Source organism: Actinomadura hibisca NBRC 15177, assembly GCF_001552635.1.
GTDB lineage: Bacteria > Actinomycetota > Actinomycetes > Streptosporangiales > Streptosporangiaceae > Spirillospora > Spirillospora hibisca.
Genome location: NZ_BCRO01000070.1, coordinates 58,294 through 76,729, shown reverse-complemented (window position 1 = coordinate 76,729; position 18,436 = coordinate 58,294). Strand labels below are relative to the sequence as shown.

At 72.5% G+C, this 18,436-nt stretch carries 17 protein-coding genes; 9 read left to right on the top strand and 8 right to left on the bottom strand.

Translation table 11 applies throughout. The features are described 5' to 3' along the window. Positions 1-186 precede the first annotated feature (186 nt). Positions 187-3,537, bottom strand: a complete 3,351-nt coding sequence (locus AH6_RS29130; RefSeq protein WP_067486172.1) for a DEAD/DEAH box helicase family protein — start codon at positions 3,535-3,537, stop codon at positions 187-189. A 167-nt stretch (positions 3,538-3,704) separates the two neighbouring features. Between AH6_RS29130 and AH6_RS29125 the strand changes: the two genes are divergently transcribed. Further along, a complete protein-coding gene (locus AH6_RS29125) occupies positions 3,705-5,087 on the top strand; it encodes an RNA-guided endonuclease TnpB family protein (protein WP_157431790.1) in 1,383 nt (460 codons plus the stop codon). 244 nt (positions 5,088-5,331) lie between these two features. Here AH6_RS29125 and AH6_RS29120 read toward each other — a convergent pair whose 3' ends face one another. The 3 genes from AH6_RS29120 to AH6_RS29110 form a co-directional block, all read right to left on the bottom strand. Then, positions 5,332-5,532 (bottom strand): PspC domain-containing protein, encoded by a 201-nt coding sequence (locus AH6_RS29120; protein WP_067486168.1) that lies wholly within the window; start codon positions 5,530-5,532, stop codon positions 5,332-5,334. 148 nt (positions 5,533-5,680) lie between these two features. Continuing rightward, on the bottom strand, positions 5,681-6,358 hold the full coding sequence (locus tag AH6_RS29115; RefSeq protein WP_245679518.1) for an HAD family hydrolase: 678 nt from the start codon (positions 6,356-6,358) through the stop codon (positions 5,681-5,683). A gap of 40 nt (positions 6,359-6,398) precedes the next feature. After that, complete coding sequence (locus AH6_RS29110; RefSeq protein WP_067486167.1) at positions 6,399-7,049, bottom strand: MBL fold metallo-hydrolase; 651 nt, start codon at positions 7,047-7,049, stop codon at positions 6,399-6,401. Between the two features lie 181 nt (positions 7,050-7,230). Between AH6_RS29110 and AH6_RS29105 the strand changes: the two genes are divergently transcribed. Genes AH6_RS29105 through AH6_RS44210 form a run of 3 tightly spaced genes read left to right on the top strand, consistent with a single transcriptional unit; the run spans position 7,231 to position 9,694 of the window. Continuing rightward, positions 7,231-8,319, top strand: a complete 1,089-nt coding sequence (locus AH6_RS29105) for a phosphotransferase family protein (RefSeq protein WP_067486166.1) — start codon at positions 7,231-7,233, stop codon at positions 8,317-8,319. Continuing rightward, positions 8,316-9,422, top strand: a complete 1,107-nt coding sequence (locus tag AH6_RS29100) for an Rv3169 family protein (protein WP_174555132.1) — start codon at positions 8,316-8,318, stop codon at positions 9,420-9,422. Before AH6_RS29105 ends, AH6_RS29100 begins: the two co-directional genes overlap by 4 nt. Before the next feature lie 29 nt (positions 9,423-9,451). Beyond that, on the top strand, positions 9,452-9,694 hold the full coding sequence (locus tag AH6_RS44210; protein WP_157431788.1) for a hypothetical protein: 243 nt from the start codon (positions 9,452-9,454) through the stop codon (positions 9,692-9,694). Between the two features lie 125 nt (positions 9,695-9,819). Here AH6_RS44210 and AH6_RS29095 read toward each other — a convergent pair whose 3' ends face one another. The 4 genes from AH6_RS29095 to AH6_RS29080 all read right to left on the bottom strand — a co-directional run bounded on the left by AH6_RS29095 (position 9,820) and on the right by AH6_RS29080 (position 13,084). Beyond that, positions 9,820-10,110, bottom strand: a complete 291-nt coding sequence (locus tag AH6_RS29095) for a Fe-S cluster assembly protein HesB (protein WP_067486163.1) — start codon at positions 10,108-10,110, stop codon at positions 9,820-9,822. Between the two features lie 274 nt (positions 10,111-10,384). Further along, positions 10,385-11,344 carry an LLM class F420-dependent oxidoreductase gene (locus AH6_RS29090; RefSeq protein WP_067486161.1) on the bottom strand — a complete coding sequence of 320 codons (960 nt, stop codon included), beginning with the start codon at positions 11,342-11,344 and terminating at the stop codon, positions 10,385-10,387. 17 nt (positions 11,345-11,361) lie between these two features. Then, on the bottom strand, positions 11,362-12,129 hold the full coding sequence (locus tag AH6_RS29085) for an SDR family oxidoreductase (protein WP_067486159.1): 768 nt from the start codon (positions 12,127-12,129) through the stop codon (positions 11,362-11,364). Positions 12,130-12,196: 67 nt separating this feature from the next. Next, positions 12,197-13,084: a LysR family transcriptional regulator gene (locus AH6_RS29080; protein ID WP_067486157.1), complete on the bottom strand. Its 888-nt coding sequence runs from the start codon at positions 13,082-13,084 to the stop codon at positions 12,197-12,199. Positions 13,085-13,164: 80 nt separating this feature from the next. Between AH6_RS29080 and AH6_RS29075 the strand changes: the two genes are divergently transcribed. From AH6_RS29075 to AH6_RS29055, 5 genes are all read left to right on the top strand, one after another. Then, positions 13,165-14,412 carry an MFS transporter gene (locus AH6_RS29075; protein ID WP_067486155.1) on the top strand — a complete coding sequence of 416 codons (1,248 nt, stop codon included), beginning with the start codon at positions 13,165-13,167 and terminating at the stop codon, positions 14,410-14,412. A gap of 55 nt (positions 14,413-14,467) precedes the next feature. After that, positions 14,468-14,917, top strand: coding sequence for a Zn-ribbon domain-containing OB-fold protein (locus AH6_RS29070; protein ID WP_218005956.1), 450 nt, complete (start codon positions 14,468-14,470; stop codon positions 14,915-14,917). Next, positions 14,914-16,179 carry a lipid-transfer protein gene (locus tag AH6_RS29065; RefSeq protein ID WP_067486196.1) on the top strand — a complete coding sequence of 422 codons (1,266 nt, stop codon included), beginning with the start codon at positions 14,914-14,916 and terminating at the stop codon, positions 16,177-16,179. The genes AH6_RS29070 and AH6_RS29065 overlap by 4 nt, the downstream gene beginning before the upstream one ends. Positions 16,180-16,242: 63 nt before the next feature. Further along, a complete protein-coding gene (locus AH6_RS29060; RefSeq protein WP_083983573.1) occupies positions 16,243-16,941 on the top strand; it encodes a TetR/AcrR family transcriptional regulator in 699 nt (232 codons plus the stop codon). A 679-nt stretch (positions 16,942-17,620) separates the two neighbouring features. After that, on the top strand, positions 17,621-18,310 hold the full coding sequence (locus AH6_RS29055; RefSeq protein WP_067486153.1) for a hypothetical protein: 690 nt from the start codon (positions 17,621-17,623) through the stop codon (positions 18,308-18,310). Positions 18,311-18,436: the final 126 nt, after the last annotated feature.

Here is an 18,436-nt window from a genome sequence, read left to right as displayed (position 1 = left end):
CTGTGATGGTTCGGGCACGAGGCTGGGGTCGCTAGTCAGGTGCGGGGCGTGGGGCTGGGGTCGCTGATCAGGTTCGGGCGCGGGGTTGAGGTCACTGGTCACGCGCGGAGCGCGGGCCGGGGTAGGTGGTCACGTGCAGGGCCTCAAGAGCCTTGTCGCGCGGTTTTCGCTTGAGCCGCACACCCACTACTCCTCGTCGAGGCCGCCCGTCCGGTAAGCCTGAACCGCGAATCGTAGGCGTGCGCCCACGAGCATCTCCTCGTCCGCCGGGCACGCGAGCAGCCGCCGTGCCAGCTCTATGACCTGGTCATCGTCCAGTTCAGGGGTGCCGTCGGCGATGCGCGCGACCAGCGCCACCAGTTCGGGTCGCTTGTAGGTCACGATCGACCGGCCTGCCTGTGCGTAGACCTGGCCACGCGGGACACGTCCGCTCGGTTCCGTCCCCTCCAACGGACGTGTCTCTGGCGACCGTCGTGGTTCCGGTGGTGGTCCCGGTTCTGGCTCTGGGCGCATATCGGGAGCTTGGCGTGGCTCAGGAATCTGGTACGGGGCGGGAGCCAGCTGTGGCTCTGGTGACGGCACCGCCGTCGCAACGTCCGGTTTCTTCGTCGGCCTCAACGGTGCCTCTCGACGTTCCGACGCCAACGGGGACGGGCCCTCTCGGAACTCCCACGGCTCCGCCACCCGCTCCTCCCGCGCACCAGCACCAGCACCAGCACCAGCACCAGCGGGAGCCTCCTCAGGCGGCTCAAAGCGGTCCAGCAGCACCCTGAACAGCGAAGTCTCCGACGTCACCAGCACTCGAAGGTCATCCGGCAGGTCCTCGGCCAGCACTCGCATCTGCGGGGCCGCACCACTCACTTCCGCTGCGGGCTCCCCCACCAGAATCACCCTCGGCGCCGCCCACAACACATACAGCGCCTCAGCCCCCGGTCCCTGGTCCCCGTCCACCACCACAACGTCGAACCCACCATCCGGCACTGCCTCCGGAATCTCCCACAGCGGCACCAACCACCCCGGAGCCTCCGACGCCCCGCAATGCGCGTTCCACGCCCGCAGCGCCGCCAGCTCCCGGTGCCGCGCCTCCGCCTCTTCCACTCCCGCCCGCAACTGCGTCTCCGCAGGTGACCTCGGCAGCTCCTCCAGCCTCGCCGACGCGTGCGCCCACGCCCACGCCTCGTCCCAGCGCCCCAGCCGGCCCAGCCAGGCGTCCGACGGCACCGCCAGCGCGTCCAGCAGATCGGGATGGACCGCCCTCAGCCGCTCCTCGAAGTCCGCGCACCGGAGTTGCGCGGCCCGTTCCTGCCTCGCCTCCGCCAGGTCGATCAGCGCGTCTCCGTACGCGTCGGCGTCCCGTGCGTCGATCGCGTCCAAGGCGCGGCGCAGTTCGGGCGGGTCGTCAGCAGCAGAGCCGATCGAGTCGCGCAATGCCGTCAGGTCCGCCGCCGCCCGGTTCACCCCCTGCGACAGCAGCGCCGTCTCCAGCGCCGTGGTGTAGCCGTACCACTGGAGCGGATGCGTCACCGGAATGCTCAGCCCGGCCAGCAGTTCGACGGTCTCCTCGATCGCGGTCAGCACATCGCGCACGCGCGCGAGACGGCCGTGCGCCCGCCGGAACCGCGCCACCCGGTCCGCCAGCGGCACGTCCGCCGGGAACGACACTCCCGCCGCCTCCCACACGTACTGCAACTCCTGGCAGGCCATCAGCACCATCAGGTGCGTGAACACCACTTCCAGCAGCTCCGGCGTCGTGGGCGGGCCGCCGTCCACGGTCACGCTCGTCAGCAGCGGTTCGGCCTGGCGCTGAGCCGTGGAGCGCAGCGGGCCCCGCTTCAGGGCGCCGCCCTCGACCAGGTAGGTCCGCAGGTCCTGCGCGACGCTCGCCATCCGGCGCAGGTGCAGGTCGCCCGGCGGCAACTCCACGCGGTGGCCCACGTTCGTCTCCAGCGCCCGGCCCGCCCACTCCGCCTGTTCCGCCATCTCCGCCACCCGCGCCCACACGGCCGGACGGCGGTGGGCCAGCGCGTCGGTGAACGCCCGGACGGCGTGGTCGGCGGCGTCCCAGCCGCTCGGGTGCCCTGCCAGGCCGAGGTCGCGCAGTGCCCCGTCCACGGTGGCGGCGGCCGTGTCCAGGCGCGCCAGTACCGCCACGTCGCAGCGTCGCAGCCGCCGCGACATGTCCGTCTCGTTGCGTCCGGCCCGCTCGGCGGCCACCTGCTCGGCCTCGATCAGCGTCCGCACGTACGGGGCGCTCGGCAGCGTGCACGGGTCGACGTCGCGGTGCCGCGTGCGGTCGGGGCCCGGCTCGGCCCGGATCCGCAGCAGCTCGGTGACCTCCTCGCGGGTCAGCGGCGGGCTGGTCGGCAGGCCGGGGCGCGGCGGCAGCCAGTTGAAGTCGGGGGCCTCGGCGTACACGCGGCGGGCCAGCTCCGCGCGGTCGCCCCGGTAGCCGGGGCCGAGGTCGTACTCGTCGGCGTTCTCGGCGCGGCGCAGACGTTCGCGCAGGTCGGCGGCGGTGCGGGCGGCTTCGGCCTCCAGCCGCGCCAGGTCCTCCACCGGTTCAGGATCGTCGGGCGTGAATCCTTGGGGGTCGCACAGCGCGGCCACCCGGGGGTGCAGCGCGGCGCGCACGTCGTCGGCATCGGTGGCGACCAGCACGCGCAGGCCGCGCGCCAGCAGGCCGGTCAGCAGGTCCGCGAGGTCCTGCGGGGTGCGCTCGGGCACGTGCAGCAGCGGCGGACGGCCGCCGGGCTCCAGGAAGCGCGCCGCCGCGCCCGGCAGGTCGGGCAGGCGCGCGGCGAGCCGGTCGTAGTGGTCGGCGACGGCGGCGCGCCCGGCGGGCCGCACGATCAGCGCGGGCGCGACGCGCAGCCGGGGCGCGGCCGACGGCGCGCCGGACGGGGCGGCCCAGTCCTCCCGGAAGGCGACCGGCTCGTCCCCGAACGCCACCGAACTCCACTTGCGCAGCACGTCCGACACCGACGGCCGCAGCCCGAACCCCTGCCCGGCCTGCACCGCGTCCCACACCCAGTCGGTGCGCGCGGGCCGGAACCCGGGCAGGCCCGCCAGCAGCTCGCGGTCGCGCAGCGCGGTGGAGCCGTCCAGCAGGACGTCCACGCGGCCGGTGCGCTCCTCGACGACGATGCGGATCGGCGTGGCCAGCAGGTGCCCGCTGACGGCCGGTCCCTCGGCGGGCCGCCACGACAGCAGCCCCGTCGCCAGGTCCGCGACGCCGCCCCCGTCGGCCAGCTCGCGCAGCAGCCGGTACCAGTGCCGCAGCGCCAGCCACCCGTCGAACTCCTCGGCCACCGTCGGCGGCCTCAGCGGGATGACCGGGACGCTGAACAGCACGTCCCCCAGCCCGGCGTCGGTCTCGACGTAGACCTCGCCGGGCAGTTCGGCCAGCCAGTGCACCCGCTCGCCGCCCCCGCCGTCGGCGGGATCGCGGCGGGCGCGGGCCAGGTCGCGCAGGAACCGGAGCAGCCGGGCCGCGGGGTCCGCGCCCCGGCCGGTCGTCCCCGGACCGTGCTCGGGCACAGCCGCCTCCCCTGCTCGGCGAAACGTCGTGCCCCGATCTAAGCGCCTGAGGACAAACTGGTCCAGCCACGGTGCGAACAGAGCGAACCCGGGCGCAAAGGCACTCGATTCCATGATTCTTTTAGATTCGCTCACCCGTTCGGAGGTAGTCACCTAACGTGTTCGTCATGTCACGAATGACGGCGTTCCGGTTCACCCTGGACCCCACCCCGGCCCAGGAGGCGCTGCTGCGCACCGCCGGGGGTGCCGCCCGCCTGACCTACAACACCCTGCTCGCCCTGGTGAAGGAGAGGCTGGACGCCCGCCACGCCGCTCCCGAAAGTGTGGAGGTCGCGGTGCCGTGGTCGTCGTTCGACCTGATCAACGCCGCCAACCAGTGGAAACGCGCCGCCCTGGCCCAGCAGATCGACCCGGCGACCGGACAGCCCTGGCACCGGGCGATCCCGGCGCTGGTGTTCGAGGAGGCCGCCGTCGATCTGGCCCGCGCCCTGGCGGCGTTCACCGCCTCCCGCACCGGCCGGAGGCCAGGGCCGAGGATGCGGTTCCCCAGGTTCAAGAACAAGCGCGCCACGTCCTACAACTTCCGCCTCCGCAACCAGAAGGAATCCATTGTGCTGGGGACGCCGCAGCACCCCCGGACGTTGCGGCTGCCCCGGTTGGGAGTGCTGGCGGTGCGGGAGGACACCCGCAAAGTGCGCCGTATGCTGCGCTCCGTCGACGGCCAAGAGGCACGGGCGCGGATCTGTTCGGTCACCGTCCGGCAGCATCGGGGCCGGTGGATCGTGGTAGTGACGGTGCGGGCCGCTGACCTGCATCCGGCCGCCCGTCACTTCGGCACCGCCTCGTCCCCGGCCGTCACCGTGCCTACCGCTCCGGCACTGGCCGGTGAGCTGCCACCAGCGTCAGAGCAAACGGCTGTCTGGGCGGGGGTGGACGTGGGGTTGATCGATCTGATGGTGGTCGCCGACCAGCACGGGGACGAGCAGACCCGCGTCCCTGCTCCCAAGTATCACCGTCGCCGTTTGGAAGGGCTGCGTCGCCGGGCCCGCGCGCTGTCACGCGCCCAGCCCGGTTCGCGTAACCACCGCAAGGCCCGTGCCCGTGTGGCGCGGTACCAGGCGTGTACGGCGGCGATGCGCGAGCATCATCTGCACCAGGTCTCGAACCGGCTGGTCAAAAGCCACGCCCGGCTGGTCATCGAGGACCTGAACGTCAAAGGCATGCTGGCCAACCATCACCTGGCCGCCTCCGTCGCCGACGCCTCCTTCGGGACACTGGGCAGGATGCTGGCCTACAAGGCCGACTGGCACGGCACACGCCTGGTGGTGGCCGACCGCTGGTTCCCCTCATCCAAGACCTGCTCAGGGTGCGGGACGCGCAAGCCCAAGCTCACCTTGAGCGAGCGCACCTTCGTCTGCAGCGCGTGCGGCCTGGAGCTGGACCGGGATGTGAACGCCGCTGCGAACCTCGCCCGCTACGGGCGCGACCTCGAACGTCTGGGCCGAGACCCCAGCCCAGACCCCGGACCCGCAAGCAGCAGGCCGGGATAACAACGCCTGACCGTGGCCCCGGACGCGTCACCGACACCACCTCCCTGGCGAGTGTCGTCGCACCCCGGGGCCGACACGGCAGGAACCCACCGTCACCACCCCGTTGCGGTAACGGTGGGATCCCCGAGAAGGGGGCTGCGCAGGAACCAGAAGGCTCCTGCGCAGGCTGCAACACCCCGCCTCGCTCCGATCCAAGCGGAAGGGATGATCTTGCACGTCAGGCGGTGCGCGCGGCGCGGGTCGGCTAGACGTGCGCCTTGTACCTGTCCTCGTTGGGTAGCATCACCCACAACACCAGGTAGACCACGAACTGCGGGCCGGGCAGCAGGCAGGAGAGCACGGCCAGCAGGCGGACCGTCCCGGCCGACAGGCCGAAGCGGCGGCCGAGGCCGGCGCAGACTCCAGCGATCATCCGACCGTCGCGCGGGCGGTAGAGGCCGTTCATGATGGTGTGTCACTCCGATTCGTGTCGGGTTCGTTCCCTGTTGACGTGTTCCACGCTAGGGAGTCGATGCCCCGTCATGAATCGGTCTAACGGCTGGTCCTGCCCCGCTACCTGCGGATTAGGGGTAAGCCCCTAGGGGTGACGGGCGTCACTCCGGGGAGTTGTAGGCCGCCACCCGGTCGGGTAGCGAGGCCAGTTCGTCCAGCACGAACGTCGCCTGCGCCACCGCGTCGTCGTCCTGCTGGATGTGGCCCCAGGGGCCGCGGCGCAGGAACGCCGCGCGCATCCCGAACGCCAGCGCCGGGCGCAGGTCGTTGTCGATGCGGTCCCCCACGTACAGGACGTGTTCGGGCAGCACGTCCGCCAGTTGCGCGCAACGTTCGAAGAACTCGCGCGCGGGCTTCTCCACGCCCCACACCTCGGAGATGCCGAGCACGTCGGTGGGCAGGTCGAGCGCGGTGAACTGCTCCTCGGCGTCGACGGGCTGGTTGCCCGCGACCCCGACGAACAGGCCCTGCGCGCGCAGCCCGGCCAGGCAGGGGCGGGCGTCGGGGTAGAGGTCCTCGGGGCCGAAGCCGTTCGGGACGCCCGCCTCGGCGCGCTTCTTCTCCTCCTCGGCCAGGTCGAAGCCCGGCTTGAAGTGCTCGAAGAGGTCCATGTACGTGCCGCCGCCCGCGAGGACGGCGCCCAGCTTGGTGAGGAAGGTGTGCCGCGGCACGCCGAGCCAGTCGGCCCAGCGGCCGTAGATCTCGCCCTCGTTGATGAGGGTCTCGCCGATGTCGAAGAAGACGGCCTGGACGGGCCGCACGTGCGCGGGCGCGATCACGCGGCCCTGCCTTTCCGGGGGAAGCGGGTCGTTCGGTGGGTCACTCGGCGCCCAGCTCGACCGAGTCGCCGGGTTCGAGGCGGCGGAACTCCTTGCCGAGCTGCTTGCCCGCGTTGGTGACGGCGGTCTGCATCACCGTGAGGCCGATGTCGTTCAGCAGGCCGTCGTGGATGACGAACGCGCGGTCGGGGTCCACCGCGCGGGTGTACTGGAACATCTCGGGCACCTTCAGCCAGGGCGCGTTGCCCGGCAGGCACAACGTGGGGACGTGCACCGACGGGACGGTCAGCGCGTCGCCGGGGTGGAAGACCTCGCCGTCCACGAAGAAGCCCACGTTCGGGATCGGCGGGACGTCCGGGTGCAGCAGCTCGTGCTCCTCGCCGTAGACGTGCACGTCGAACCCGGCGGCGGTGAAGGTGTCCTCGTGGCCGACCTCGTGGACGCGGCCGCCCAGGTCGGCGAGCTTCCCGGCGACCTCGCGCGAGGTCCACACCTGGAGGTCGGGCTTGTCGGCCATCGCCTTGCGCAGGCCGTCGGCGTCGAAGTGGTCGAAGTGCTCATGCGTGATCAGGACGGCGTCGGCACCGGCGAGCGCGTCGCCCGCCTCGCTGAACGCGCCGGGGTCGATGACGAGGGTCCGGTCGTCCTTCTGGAGCCGCACGCAGGCGTGCCCGAACTTGGTGAGACGCATGTGCCGATCTTTTCACGCCGCGCGGGAGGGGCCGTACGCACCTATAACTTACCGAGCGCTTGGTCGGCTTATTTGTTATAGCCGCAGGTGGCAGCGGTTGCGGGCGCGAACGGCCATTGACCGGGCGCGACCCCGTTGATAGAACACGTTTCACTTTCAGGTGCGGCGCGAGGAGGCGGCGATGCCCGTTCCCGACCAGCGGGATCCCGAGGTCACCCGGCGGGCGCTGACCGCGTGGCTGGACCGGCGGTTGCCCGGCGTGGCCATCCCCGTGGTCGAGACGCCGCAGACCAGCGGCTTCTCCAGCGAGACCCTGATGTTCGAGGCCACCTGGACCGAGGACGGCGCCGAGCGCCACGAGGCCCTGGTCGCGCGGGTCGCCCCGGCGCACTACCAGATCTTCCCCGAGCCGCGCTTCGAGGAGCAGTACCGGCTGATGCGCGTGCTGGACGAGCGCACCGACATCCCGGTGCCGCCGATCCGCTGGTACGAGCCGTCCGCCGAGCCGCTGGGCGCGCCGTTCTTCGTCATGGGCCGCGTCGAGGGACAGGTCCCCACCGACATGCCGCCCTACCACTCCGGCGGCTGGGTCACCGAGGCCCCGCCCGAGGAGCGCGCGGCCATGTGGTGGTCCACGCTGGAGATCATGGCGCGGCTGCACCGGCTGGACGCGGGCGCGCTCGGCCTCGGCTTCCTCGACCAGCCGCACTGGGGCGCGACGGGCCTGGAGCAGCGCCTCAACTACTACGAGCACTACCTGCACTGGGCCTACCGCGGCCCGCAGGAGACCGCGCTGGCGGCCCTGGAGTGGCTGCGCGCCAACCGGCCGGAGGAGCCCGATCCGCCGGTCGTGTTGTGGAACGACGCCCGCATCGGCAACGTGATCTTCCAGAAGGGCGTGCCCGCCGCCGTCCTGGACTGGGAGACCGCCGTGCTGGGCGCGCCCGAGGAGGACCTCGCCTGGTTCATGTTCCTGGACCGGCACCACTCCGACGGCATCGGCTTCCCGCGCCTGCCCGGCTTCCCGTCCTACGACGAGACCGCCGCCCGCTACGCCGAGTTGCTCGGCCGCCCGCTGCGCGACCTCGGCTACTACGAGGTGCTGTCGGGCTTCAAGTTCTCGATCATCATGGCCCGGATCGGGCAGGCGATGATCGACTTCGACTGGATCGAGCCCGGCAGCGACTTCCCCTACAACAACAACTGCACCCAGCTGCTGGCCCGCATCCTCGGCCTGCCCGCCCCCGCCACCACCGGAGGGTCCGCGTGACGCTGTCCCCGCTCGACGACTACCCGATCCACCAGGCCCCCGAGGTGATGCGGCACGTCGCCACCTCCGACCGCAACTTCTACGACCGCTACTACTTCAACCTGCACCCGTGCGGCGACGACCTGATGATGATCATCGGGATGGGGCAGTACCCGAACCTGGGCGTCGCCGACGCCTACGCGCTCATCCGGCGCGGCCCGCTGCACAAGGTGGTGCGCGCCTCCCGCGAGCTCGGCCTGGACCGCATGGACACCACCGTCGGCCCGTTCCGCGTCGAGGTGCTGGAGGGGCTGAAGCGGCTGCGCGTCACGCTGGACGACAACGAGCACGGCCTCTCCTTCGACCTCACCTGGGAGGGCGCGGTCCCCGCCCAGCTGGAGCCGCCGCACTACCAGCGCTGGCAGGAGCGCGTCATCTTCGACTCCCGCCGCCTCGCGCAGACGGGGCGGTGGAGCGGGCACATCGTCATGGACGGCGAGCGCATCGAGGTCACCCCCGACCACTGGTGGGGTTCGCGCGACCGGTCCTGGGGCATCCGGCCCGTCGGCGAGCCCGAGCCGCCCGGCATCCAGGTCAAGAACGCCGGGACCTTCTATTGGTTGTACGCGCCGATGCAGTTCGACGGCCACACCGTCATGGCGATCATCCAGGAGGACGAGAAGGGCCGCCGCGTGCTGGAGGAGGCGGTGCGGGTCTGGCCGGACGCGGACCGCGAACCCGAGTACCTCGGCCGCCCCGAGTACCGCCCGGTGTACGCCGAGGGCACCCGCGACGTGGTGACCGCGACGCTGGCGTTCAACCCGCCCGGCGGCAAGCCGTTCGAGATCAGCGCGACGCCGGTCCTGCCGGTGCACATGATGCTCGGCACCGGCTACGGCCTGGAACCGGAGTGGAAGCACGGCATGTACCAGGGCTCGGAGCCCGTCGTGCAGGGCGTGGTCTACGACGCGCGCGTGCCCGAGGACGCCGCACGCATGTGGGGCATGATCGACGCGGTCGCGCGCTTCGAGTACCTGGACGGCGCGGAGCCCGCCGGGGACGGCGTCGGGCACGGGCTGTTCGAGTACTGGGCGCTGGGCCCGCACCCGTCGTTCGACGCCTGAGCGCCGGGCCGCTCTGCCAGACTGGCGCGGTGACCTCACCGGCAGGCGACGGCCCGCCGTCGCACGAACCGTCGTCGCGCGGAGCAGGCGGCTCGTCCTATGGCGAAGGCGAACCGCCCTCGCGGGAGGAGCTGGACCGGCAGGTGCGCGGCCACTACGGGAACTGGCGCGACCAGCCGCGCGGCCTGGCCTGCGCGGTGGTGGCGGCGTTCGCGATCCTGACGACCGTGGCGTTCGCCCTGGTGGTCCTGGCGCTGCTCGCCGCGCTGTAGGAGCGAAAGCGCCGAGGGCGCCGATCCGCGCGAACGGATCGGCGCCCTCGGCATTCCACCGTGCGGGTGCTCCTGGTCGAGCGGGGAGCAGATCAGGCGCGGCCCGCGGCGGGTCTTCGGGTCCGCTAGACCGCTTCGTCGTCGGCGATGGTGAACGCCACGTCGCCCTGCGGATCGACCTGGGCGTCCAGGGTCTTGTCCTCCAGCAGGTCGGCGACCTGGGGCTCCAGGTAGACCCGGGCGCCCTCCTCCTCGACGACCTGGTCGCCGGCCTCGGGCGCCGGGGCGACCGAGAGCCGCAGGGCGTCGGAGCCGTTGACCCCCGATTCGATGCGGAGCCCGGTCTCCGGCGGAAGCTCGGGGTTGGTGGTGACGGTGCGGATCACCTGGACGGCGTCGCTGGTCAGCGTGAGCATGGTCAGCTCCTCGCGTGTCGGTGCTGCGGGGTCGGATGGTCCTGTCGTCGCGCATGATCCGCGCTGGCGGCGCGGACCTGGCCCACCCTCCCCGGCTTCCACGCGCGGTAAACATCGGATCCGCGACGATCCGTCACGCCCCGTCACCGCGACCGGCGCGGGACGGGGCGTGATGGAGTGCGACGGACGCGACGCCACAGGACGCGACGAGGCGGGACGCGACGCGGGGCGAGGCAAAGCGACGGGACGCGACGAGGCGCGACCGCTCGTCCTCTCAGCCCGCGTTCGGTGCCAGCGCCCGGACCGCCTCCACGTGCGACAGCCCCCCGCCGGGCACGATCGCCAGCACCGGCGTGGTGAGCCCGTTGTCCACGTACTCGCGGACGCGCGCGCGGCACGCCTCGGGCGAGCCGTGCACGATCAGGTCGTCCACGACCTCGTCGGGGATGACCTCCAGCGCCTTCTTGCGGTCCCCCGCGGCCCACGCCTCGTTCATCGGGCGCAGCGCCTCGCCCCGGCCCAGCCACTCGTGGAAGGCCCGGTAGACCGGCACCGTCATGTACGCGGCGATCATCCAGCGGCCGATCGCGCGCGCCTCCTCGGCGTTGTCGGTCGGGCACACGAACAGCCGCGCGATCAGCTCCGGCTCGTCGCCGAGCTCGCCGCGCACGGTCGGCACGTCCTTGGGCGCGAGCCAGTTGGTGATCGCGCCGTCGGCCTCGCGCGCCGCCAGCCGCAACATGCCCGGCCGCAGCGCCGCCAGCACGATCGGCGGCGGCGCGGCGGGCGCGGTCTCCAGCTTGAAGCCCTTGACGGCGAAGGTGTCGTACTCCTCCTTCACCTTCTCCCCCGCCAGCGCGTGCCGCAGGAAGCGCAGCGTGTCGCGGACGCGCTTGTACGGCTCGTCGAACGGGATGCCGTTCCAGCGCTGCACGATGGTGTCGGAGGAGGTGCCGATGCCCAGCACGAACCGGCCCGGCGCGAGGTCGGCCAGGGTGGCGGCCTGCTGCGCCAGCAGCGCCGGGCCGCGCGTGTAGACCGGCACGATGGCCGGGCCGAGGCGCAGCTCGGGCGCCCACTGCGAGGCCAGCGCGAGCGGTGTGAAGGCGTCGGTGCCGTTGGTCTCGGCCGACCAGGCGTCGGTGTAGCCGAGGCCGGGCAGCTCCTCGACGATCTGGCGGTGCTCGGCCAGCGGCAGGCCGGTCAGCGGAATGGTCAGTCCCCAGCGCGACATGCGTTTCTCCTCGCGGATCAGGCGATCGACGGGCGGATGATGGAGCCGCCGTCCACGACCATGGTCTGGCCGGTCATCCAGGACGCGGCGTCCCCGGCCAGGAACACCGCCGCGTTGGCGATGTCCTCGGGCTCGCCGAGGCGGCCCAGGGGCATGTACCCCGCGATCTGCTCTTCGTTCTTCTCCCACAGGGCGCGGGCGAGGTCGGTCTTCACCAGGCCGGGCGCGATCGCGTTGACGCGCGCCTTCGGCGCCAGCTCCATCGCGAACTGCCGGGTGATGTGGATGACGGCGGCCTTGGTGGCGTTGTAGTAGCCGATGCCGTGCTCGGTGACCAGGCCGCCGACGGAGGCGACGTTGATGATCGAGCCGCCGTGCTCCCGCATCCAGGCCCGCCAGGCGAGCTGCGTCCACTGCACGACCGCGAACTGGTTGACCTCGACGGTCTTGGCGGCGGCGGACGGCGAGATCTCGGTCATCGGGCCGAAGTGCGGGCTGGTGCCCGCGTTGTTGATCAGCACGTCCAGCGAGCCGAACTCGGCGACGGCCGCGCTGACGCACGCCCCGGCCTGCTCGGCGTCGCCCACGTGCGCGGCGAACGGCAGCACGCCCGCCTCGGGGTGGGCGGCGCGCAGCTCGGCGGCGACCTTGTCCAGCGCCTCCTGCTTGCGCGAGGACAGCACGACGTTGGCGCCCTCGGCGGCCAGCGCGAACGCCGTGGCCCTGCCGATGCCCCGGGACGCCCCCGTGATCAGCGCGGTCTTGCCCTGCAATCCGGTGCGCATCAGCCCACCCTTTCCCACACTCGACAGAATCAGACTCGGTTTTACTGTACCGAAAGTGACTGACGGGTCAGTTAGCTGGTGGGGCGGCCAGCACGAACGCCCGGAACGCCTCGGCCACCGGCGGCCGGGTGCGCGCGTCCGACCAGGTCAGGCCGATGTCGCGGACCGCGTCCGGCTCGGCCAGGGCGATGTGGCGCACCCCGTGGAACTCCTCCTCGCCCGGCGGTTGCGGCGCGACCACCGCGACGCCGAGCCCGGCGGCGACCAGGCCCCGCACCGTCATCGTCTCCTCCCCCTCGAACGCGATGCGCGGCCGGATGCCCGCCCGCTCGCACAGCCGCTCGAAGATCGGCCGCAGCCCGGTGTCCGGCCGGAACGCCACGAACGGTTCGTCCCCCACCTCGGCCAGCCGCACCCGTTCGCGGTGCGCCAGCCGGTGCCCCGACGGCACGACCAGGCTCAGCCGCTCGGTGATCAGCGGCCGCCAGCCGAAGTCCGGGCCGTCCGGGCGCGGGCTGGTGATCCCGAGGTCGGCGCGGCCCTCGGCGACGGCCGCCGCGATCGGCCCGGCCCGGTCCTGGATCAGCCGGAACGTCACGCCGGGGTGGTCGGCGCGGAACCGGCGGATCAGGTCCGGCACGAACGACGGCCCCTGGGTGTGCAGGAAGGCGAGCGACACCTCGCCGCGCTCAGGGTCGGCGGCCTGCGCCAGCGCCCGGCGCGCGGCCTCCTCCTCGGCGACCAGGCGGCGCGCGTGCTCGGCGAACACCGCGCCGTACGGGCTGAGCACCACGCCCCGTCCCACCCGGTCGAACAGCGGGTGCCCGAGATCGCGCTCCAGGCGGGCGACGGCGCGCGACAGGCCCGGCTGCGAGACCCGCAACTCGGCTGCGGCGTTGGTCACATGCCCGAGGTCGGCCACGGCCAGGAACCAGCGCACGGTCTGGAGGTCCATGCCTTCATGCATACACCGCATCGGTTCGCGCGGGAACGAACATTGGACGCATCACCGCCGGTGGGCGCAGCCTGGCCGTCATGCCCCCGACCTCCCCCACCGCGACCGCGCAGGCCGCGCCCTCCGACCGTCCGGCCCCCGAACGGCACCGCGCGGGCTCGCCCGGCCTGCGCCGCGTCAACCTGGCGCTGTTCGCGGCCGGGCTCACCACGTTCATGTCCCTGTACTGCACGCAGGCGCTGCTGCCGGAGCTGTCCGGCGCGTTCGGCGTCTCCCCCACGAAGGCCAGCCTGCTGGTCTCGCTGGCCACCGGCGCGGTCGCGCTCGCGGTCGTCCCGGTCAGCTCGCTTTCGGAGCGGTACGGGCGCACCCGCGTGATGGTGGTGTCGTCGGCGGCGTCCGCGCTGGTCGGGCTGCTGATCCCGCTGTGCACGACGTTCGGGATGCTCGCGGCGGTGCGCGCCGTGCAGGGGCTGGCGCTGGCCGGGGTGCCCGCCGTCGCGATGGCCTACCTCGCCGACGAGGTGCGCCGCGAGCACCTGGGCGGCGCGATGGGCCGCTACGTCGCCGGGACCGGCATCGGCGGCGTGCTGGGCCGGGTCGTGCCGTCGGTGACCACCGACCTGGCGGGCTGGCGGTGGGCGCTGGCGGTGACGGCGCTGGTCGCGCTCGGCTTCACGGTCGCGTTCTGGGTGCTGCTGCCGCCCTCGCGCTTCTTCACGCCGTCCCGCGTGAACTACCGGCCGCTGCTCACCCACCTCGCCGACCCCGGACTGCGGCGGCTGTACCTGACGGCCTTGGTGGCAATGGCGGGCTTCGTTACCGTCTACAACTTCATGACCTACCGGCTGTTGGAGGCGCCCTTCCACCTGCCGCAGGCCGTCGTCGGGCTGATCGCCGTGACGAACCTGGCGGGCTCCTTCGCCTCCGCCCGCGCCGGAGCGCTGGCCGACCGCGTCGGCCGCCGCCCGGTGCTGCTGGGCGCGACGGGCCTCGGCGCGGCCGGGCTGCTGCTGACGCTGCCCGCGTCGTTGCCGCTGGTGGCGGCCGGGTTGTTGCTGTTCACCTGCGGGTTCTTCGCGGTGCACGCGGTCGCCAGCGGCTGGGTCGGGCTGCGCGCGTCCACCGCGCGGGCGCAGGCGTCGGCGCTGTACCTGCTCGCGTACTACCTGGGCAGCAGCATCGGCGGGTCGGCGGGCGGGATCGCCTACGAGCGCGGCCACTGGACCGGGACGGGCCTGTACGTGCTGGCGCTGCTGGGGATCGGGCTCGTCGCGGCGGCCGGGATGCCGCGCCGCGCGAAGGCGGGGCCCGCCCGCACTATTTGAGCGTGCGCTTGGTTGGTAAGCTGCGCCCCGGAGACCGCCGAGTCAGGGAGGGTGCGTGGGCACGACCAAACAGCGGCGTCCGGCGATCGAGGGCTGGTACACCGCCGAGGACGGGGCCGTGCGGCTGCTGGGCACCCGCTGCGCCTCCTGCGGCACCCCCTACTTCCCCCGCAACGAGCTGGCCTGCCGCAACCCCGGCTGCACCGGCCCCAAGGACGGGTCGGAGCTGGCCGAGTACGCCTTCTCCGGGCGCGGCACGGTCTGGTCCTACGCCGACTCGCGGTACAAGCCGCCGCCGCCGTACGTGTCGCCAGACCCGTTCGTGCCCTACACCGTCGCGGCGGTGGAGCTGGAGGCCGAGCGCATGGTGGTGCTCGGGCAGGTCGTGCCGGGTGTGGGCGTGGACGGCCTGGCGGTCGGGATGGCGGTCGAGCTGACCGAGGGCGTCCTGTACGAGGACGACGAGACCGCGTACACGGTGTGGATGTGGAGGCCGATCTCGTGAGCAGGGACATCGCCGTTCTCGGGGCCGGGATGCACCCGTGGGGCAAGTGGGGCCGCAACTTCGTCGAGTACGGGCTCGCGGCGGCCCGCGCCGCGCTCGCCGACGCCGGGCTGGCGTGGAACGACGTCCAGTACGTCGCGGGGGCCGACACCATCCGCAACGGCTACCCGGGCTTCATCGCGGGCGCGACGTTCGCGCAGGCGCTGGGCTGGTCGGGCGCGCGGGTGTCGAGCTGCTACGCCGCCTGCGCGTCCGGCGCGCAGGCCATCGACAACGCCCGCGCGCGCATCCTGGCGGGCCTGTGCGACGTGGCGCTGGTGGTCGGCGCGGACGCCGCGCCCAAGGGGTTCTTCAAGCCGGTCGGCGGGGACCGGCCCGACGACCCCGACTGGTTGCGGTTCCGCCTGCTGGGCGCGACCAACCCGATCTACTTCGCGCTGTACGCGCGGCGGCGCATGGCGGTGCACGGCGCGACGCTGGACGACTTCGCCGCCGTGAAGGTGAAGAACGCCCGGCACGGCCTGGCCAACCCCAACGCCCGCTACCGCAAGGAGGTGACGGCGGAGGACGTGCGCGAGTCCGCCGTGGTCGCCGACCCGCTGCGGCTGCTGGACATCTGCGCGACCAGCGACGGCGGCGCGGCGCTGGTGCTGACGTCGATGGAGTTCGCGCGCAGGCACGGGATCAGCGCACCGGTGCGCATCCCGGCGCTGTCCACGGTGACGCCGACGTTCCCCAAGACGGTGCTGGACCTGCCGGACTTCGCCACCGACTCGGCCATGACGGTGCCCGAGCCCGCCGAGGAGGTAGGTCGGGGTCGGTTGGTTGGGGAAACACGCCCGTTCCGGTCGGCGATCGCGCACGCGGCGTACGAGGAGGCCGGAATCGGCCCCGAGGACCTGTCGCTGGCGGAGGTGTACGACCTGTCCACCGCGCTGGAGCTGGACTGGTACGAGGACATCGGCCTGTGCGAGCCCGGCGGCGCGGAGGAGCTGCTCCGTTCCGGCGCGACGGCGCTGGGCGGGGCTTCCGGCGGGTACCGGGGGGTCGTCCCGCCGGGGCGGGGCTGCCCGGTGAACCCCTCCGGCGGGCTGGCCTCGTTCGGCGAGGCGATCCCGGCGCAGGCGATCGCGCAGGTCTGCGAGCTGACGTGGCAGCTCAGGGGACGGGCCGAGGGCCGCCAGGTCACGAACGCACAAGCGGGCATCGCCGTCAACCAGGGGCTGTTCGGGCACGGCTCGGCCGTCATCGCCGTCCGCTGACGGTGCCGCTCCGGCGTGAGAGGATCACGGAACGGGAGACGCGCGCATGCCGGAGGACACCGCGTGGCACAGGGCGGGGGACCAGGCGGAGGGCAGGGCGGGGGACCGCCCGGAGGGCCGTCCGACCGGGAGCGGCTGCCGTCGGGGCGGCACAGCCTGCCGCGCGACTACGTGGCCCAGCACCAGATAGCGCGCATTCTGTCGGCCGTCATGGAAGTGGCCGGGAAAGTCGGCTACGCGCAACTCACCGTCGATACCATCATCGCCCGCGCCGGTGTTTCCCGCGCCACTTTCTACGTCCATTTCAAGAACAAAGAGGACGCCTTTCTCCGGGCTTATGACGTGATGGTGGAACGCCTCATGGAACACGTCACCACCGCCTACCAGGAAGAGGGCGAGGTGCTCGGGCGGCTGCGCGCGGGGCTGTCGGCGTTCCTGGACTTCCTGGCCGCCGAGCCGCTGGCGGCGCGCACCTTCATCGTGGAGTGCCTGGCGGCCGGACCCGTGGCGGCCGCCCGCCGGGACCGGGCCAAGCAAGCGTTCGCCCAGCTCGTCGAGGTCAACATGCGCGAGACCTTCCCGCACTACCCCGAGCCGGGCCTGCTGGCCGAGACGATGGTGGGCGGCATCTACGAGGTCGCCTACACGCGCATCCGGCGCGGCGAGACCGCCGAACTGCCGCACCTGCTGAACGGGCTGCTGGCCGCGTTCGCGGTGCCGGACCCGGACCGCTGGGGCCCGGACGCGACGCCCCCGGCCTGAAATCGCGGCGCGGCGGCCCGGCGGCGGGAGCCGGATTTCGGCACCCGCCGCGCACCGAATGTGAAACATCAACGGGTTTCCTATACGCCGGTGAGCAGTTCCCGGCGGCCGGTGGAGCGGCGGGGAAAGCCGAAAAACGCCGTCCCGCCGTCCTGACTCCGGCGATCGACCCGTCCGGACACCGCTTCCGGCCCCGCCGCCACGGGCTTGGCCCCCGGCCCGCGAGGGCGCGCGGCCCCTCCCGCGGACCATCGGACCTGCTGACCGCCACCGCCCGCCCACCGGCGTTCTTCCTGATGAAGCCCGAACCACCGAACTGACCCCGCCGCGCGCGCTATCCGATCATGGCCGGATGCGGACAGCGTGGAACCTGTCCCAAATGACCACCCAGTCAGTGACCACTGACGTGACGCTTGACACACCCACCCTGCGATCACGCGTCGGCGGTCCACCGAGAGTGACGGCTATCACACCCGTTCGACCCTCATATTCGGTCACCATGACCGGCCCGATTCCTATCTCCAAAACCCGCAGCCTCGCTACTGGCGAGTAGCGCTTCCTTGATGAACGCCGTCATTCATGGTTCTGTCCGAGTGCCGCGAACACCATTTCCGGTTCAGGGCCCGGACCGGACGGCGGACACGGCATCCCCCCTCTCCACCCCGAAAAGCGAGGGAACATGAGAAAGCTCGGCCGGATCGCACTCCCCGTCCTCGGCACCTCCGCGCTTCTCTTCAGCACCGCCACGGCCGCCATGGCGGCGGTCACCATCTACGACGACAACACCGGCACCGCCTACAGCGGCAACGTGCGCGCCAACAACATCGGCGGCAACGTCACCCTGAGCGGCTCCAGCTCGCTGGGCTTCATGCTGACCACCTGCACCAACGGCCAGCTCGACGCCAGCGTCCTGTCCAACGGCACCGGAGGCAGCCTCACCGGCGTCTCCCTGACGAGCTGCACCAACAACATGGGCGGCACCACCACCGTCACCGCCCTGGGCCTGCCGTACTCGGGCGCCACCGTGAACTACGGCCCGGTCGCCGGCGGCCGCGACGGCACCATCAACATCGCCGCCCCCAACCCCGCCGTCAACGTCAAGGCGGTGCTGACCCTGCCCAGCGTCGGCATCCCGTCGCTGACCTGCAACTACGGCCTGACCACCGCCACCCCGCTGACGATCAGCCTGTACAACCCGGCCAACGCCAACAAGCCGGTGCCGGCCAACCCCAACTCGCAGGGCACCCTGACGGGGCAGTCGCTCCAGCGCCTCGGCACCGACGCCCGCTGCCCGGCCTCGGTCGCGGCCAACGGCAAGTTCCAGATCACCGCTCAGCCGAGCGGCCACCGGCTGCGGATCGGCCCCTGATCCGGAGCTGATCCGGAGCTGATCCGCCCCCCGGCCGGCCGCACCCCCGGCCAGCCGGTCCCCACCCCAAGGGCCGCCGCACCCGCTCGGGCGCGGCGGCCCGCCGTGATCGAACCGAACCTCCCG

Coding starts and splice junctions, on each gene's coding strand:
- AH6_RS29125 (WP_157431790.1), top strand. CDS start 3,705: ATGTCACGAATGACGGCGTTCCGGTTCACCCTGGACCCCACCCCGGCC.
- AH6_RS29120 (WP_067486168.1), bottom strand. CDS start 5,532: ATGAACGGCCTCTACCGCCCGCGCGACGGTCGGATGATCGCTGGAGTC.
- AH6_RS29110 (WP_067486167.1), bottom strand. CDS start 7,049: ATGCGTCTCACCAAGTTCGGGCACGCCTGCGTGCGGCTCCAGAAGGAC.
- AH6_RS29105 (WP_067486166.1), top strand. CDS start 7,231: ATGCCCGTTCCCGACCAGCGGGATCCCGAGGTCACCCGGCGGGCGCTG.
- AH6_RS29095 (WP_067486163.1), bottom strand. CDS start 10,110: ATGCTCACGCTGACCAGCGACGCCGTCCAGGTGATCCGCACCGTCACC.
- AH6_RS29090 (WP_067486161.1), bottom strand. CDS start 11,344: ATGTCGCGCTGGGGACTGACCATTCCGCTGACCGGCCTGCCGCTGGCC.
- AH6_RS29085 (WP_067486159.1), bottom strand. CDS start 12,129: ATGCGCACCGGATTGCAGGGCAAGACCGCGCTGATCACGGGGGCGTCC.
- AH6_RS29080 (WP_067486157.1), bottom strand. CDS start 13,084: ATGGACCTCCAGACCGTGCGCTGGTTCCTGGCCGTGGCCGACCTCGGG.
- AH6_RS29075 (WP_067486155.1), top strand. CDS start 13,165: ATGCCCCCGACCTCCCCCACCGCGACCGCGCAGGCCGCGCCCTCCGAC.
- AH6_RS29055 (WP_067486153.1), top strand. CDS start 17,621: ATGAGAAAGCTCGGCCGGATCGCACTCCCCGTCCTCGGCACCTCCGCG.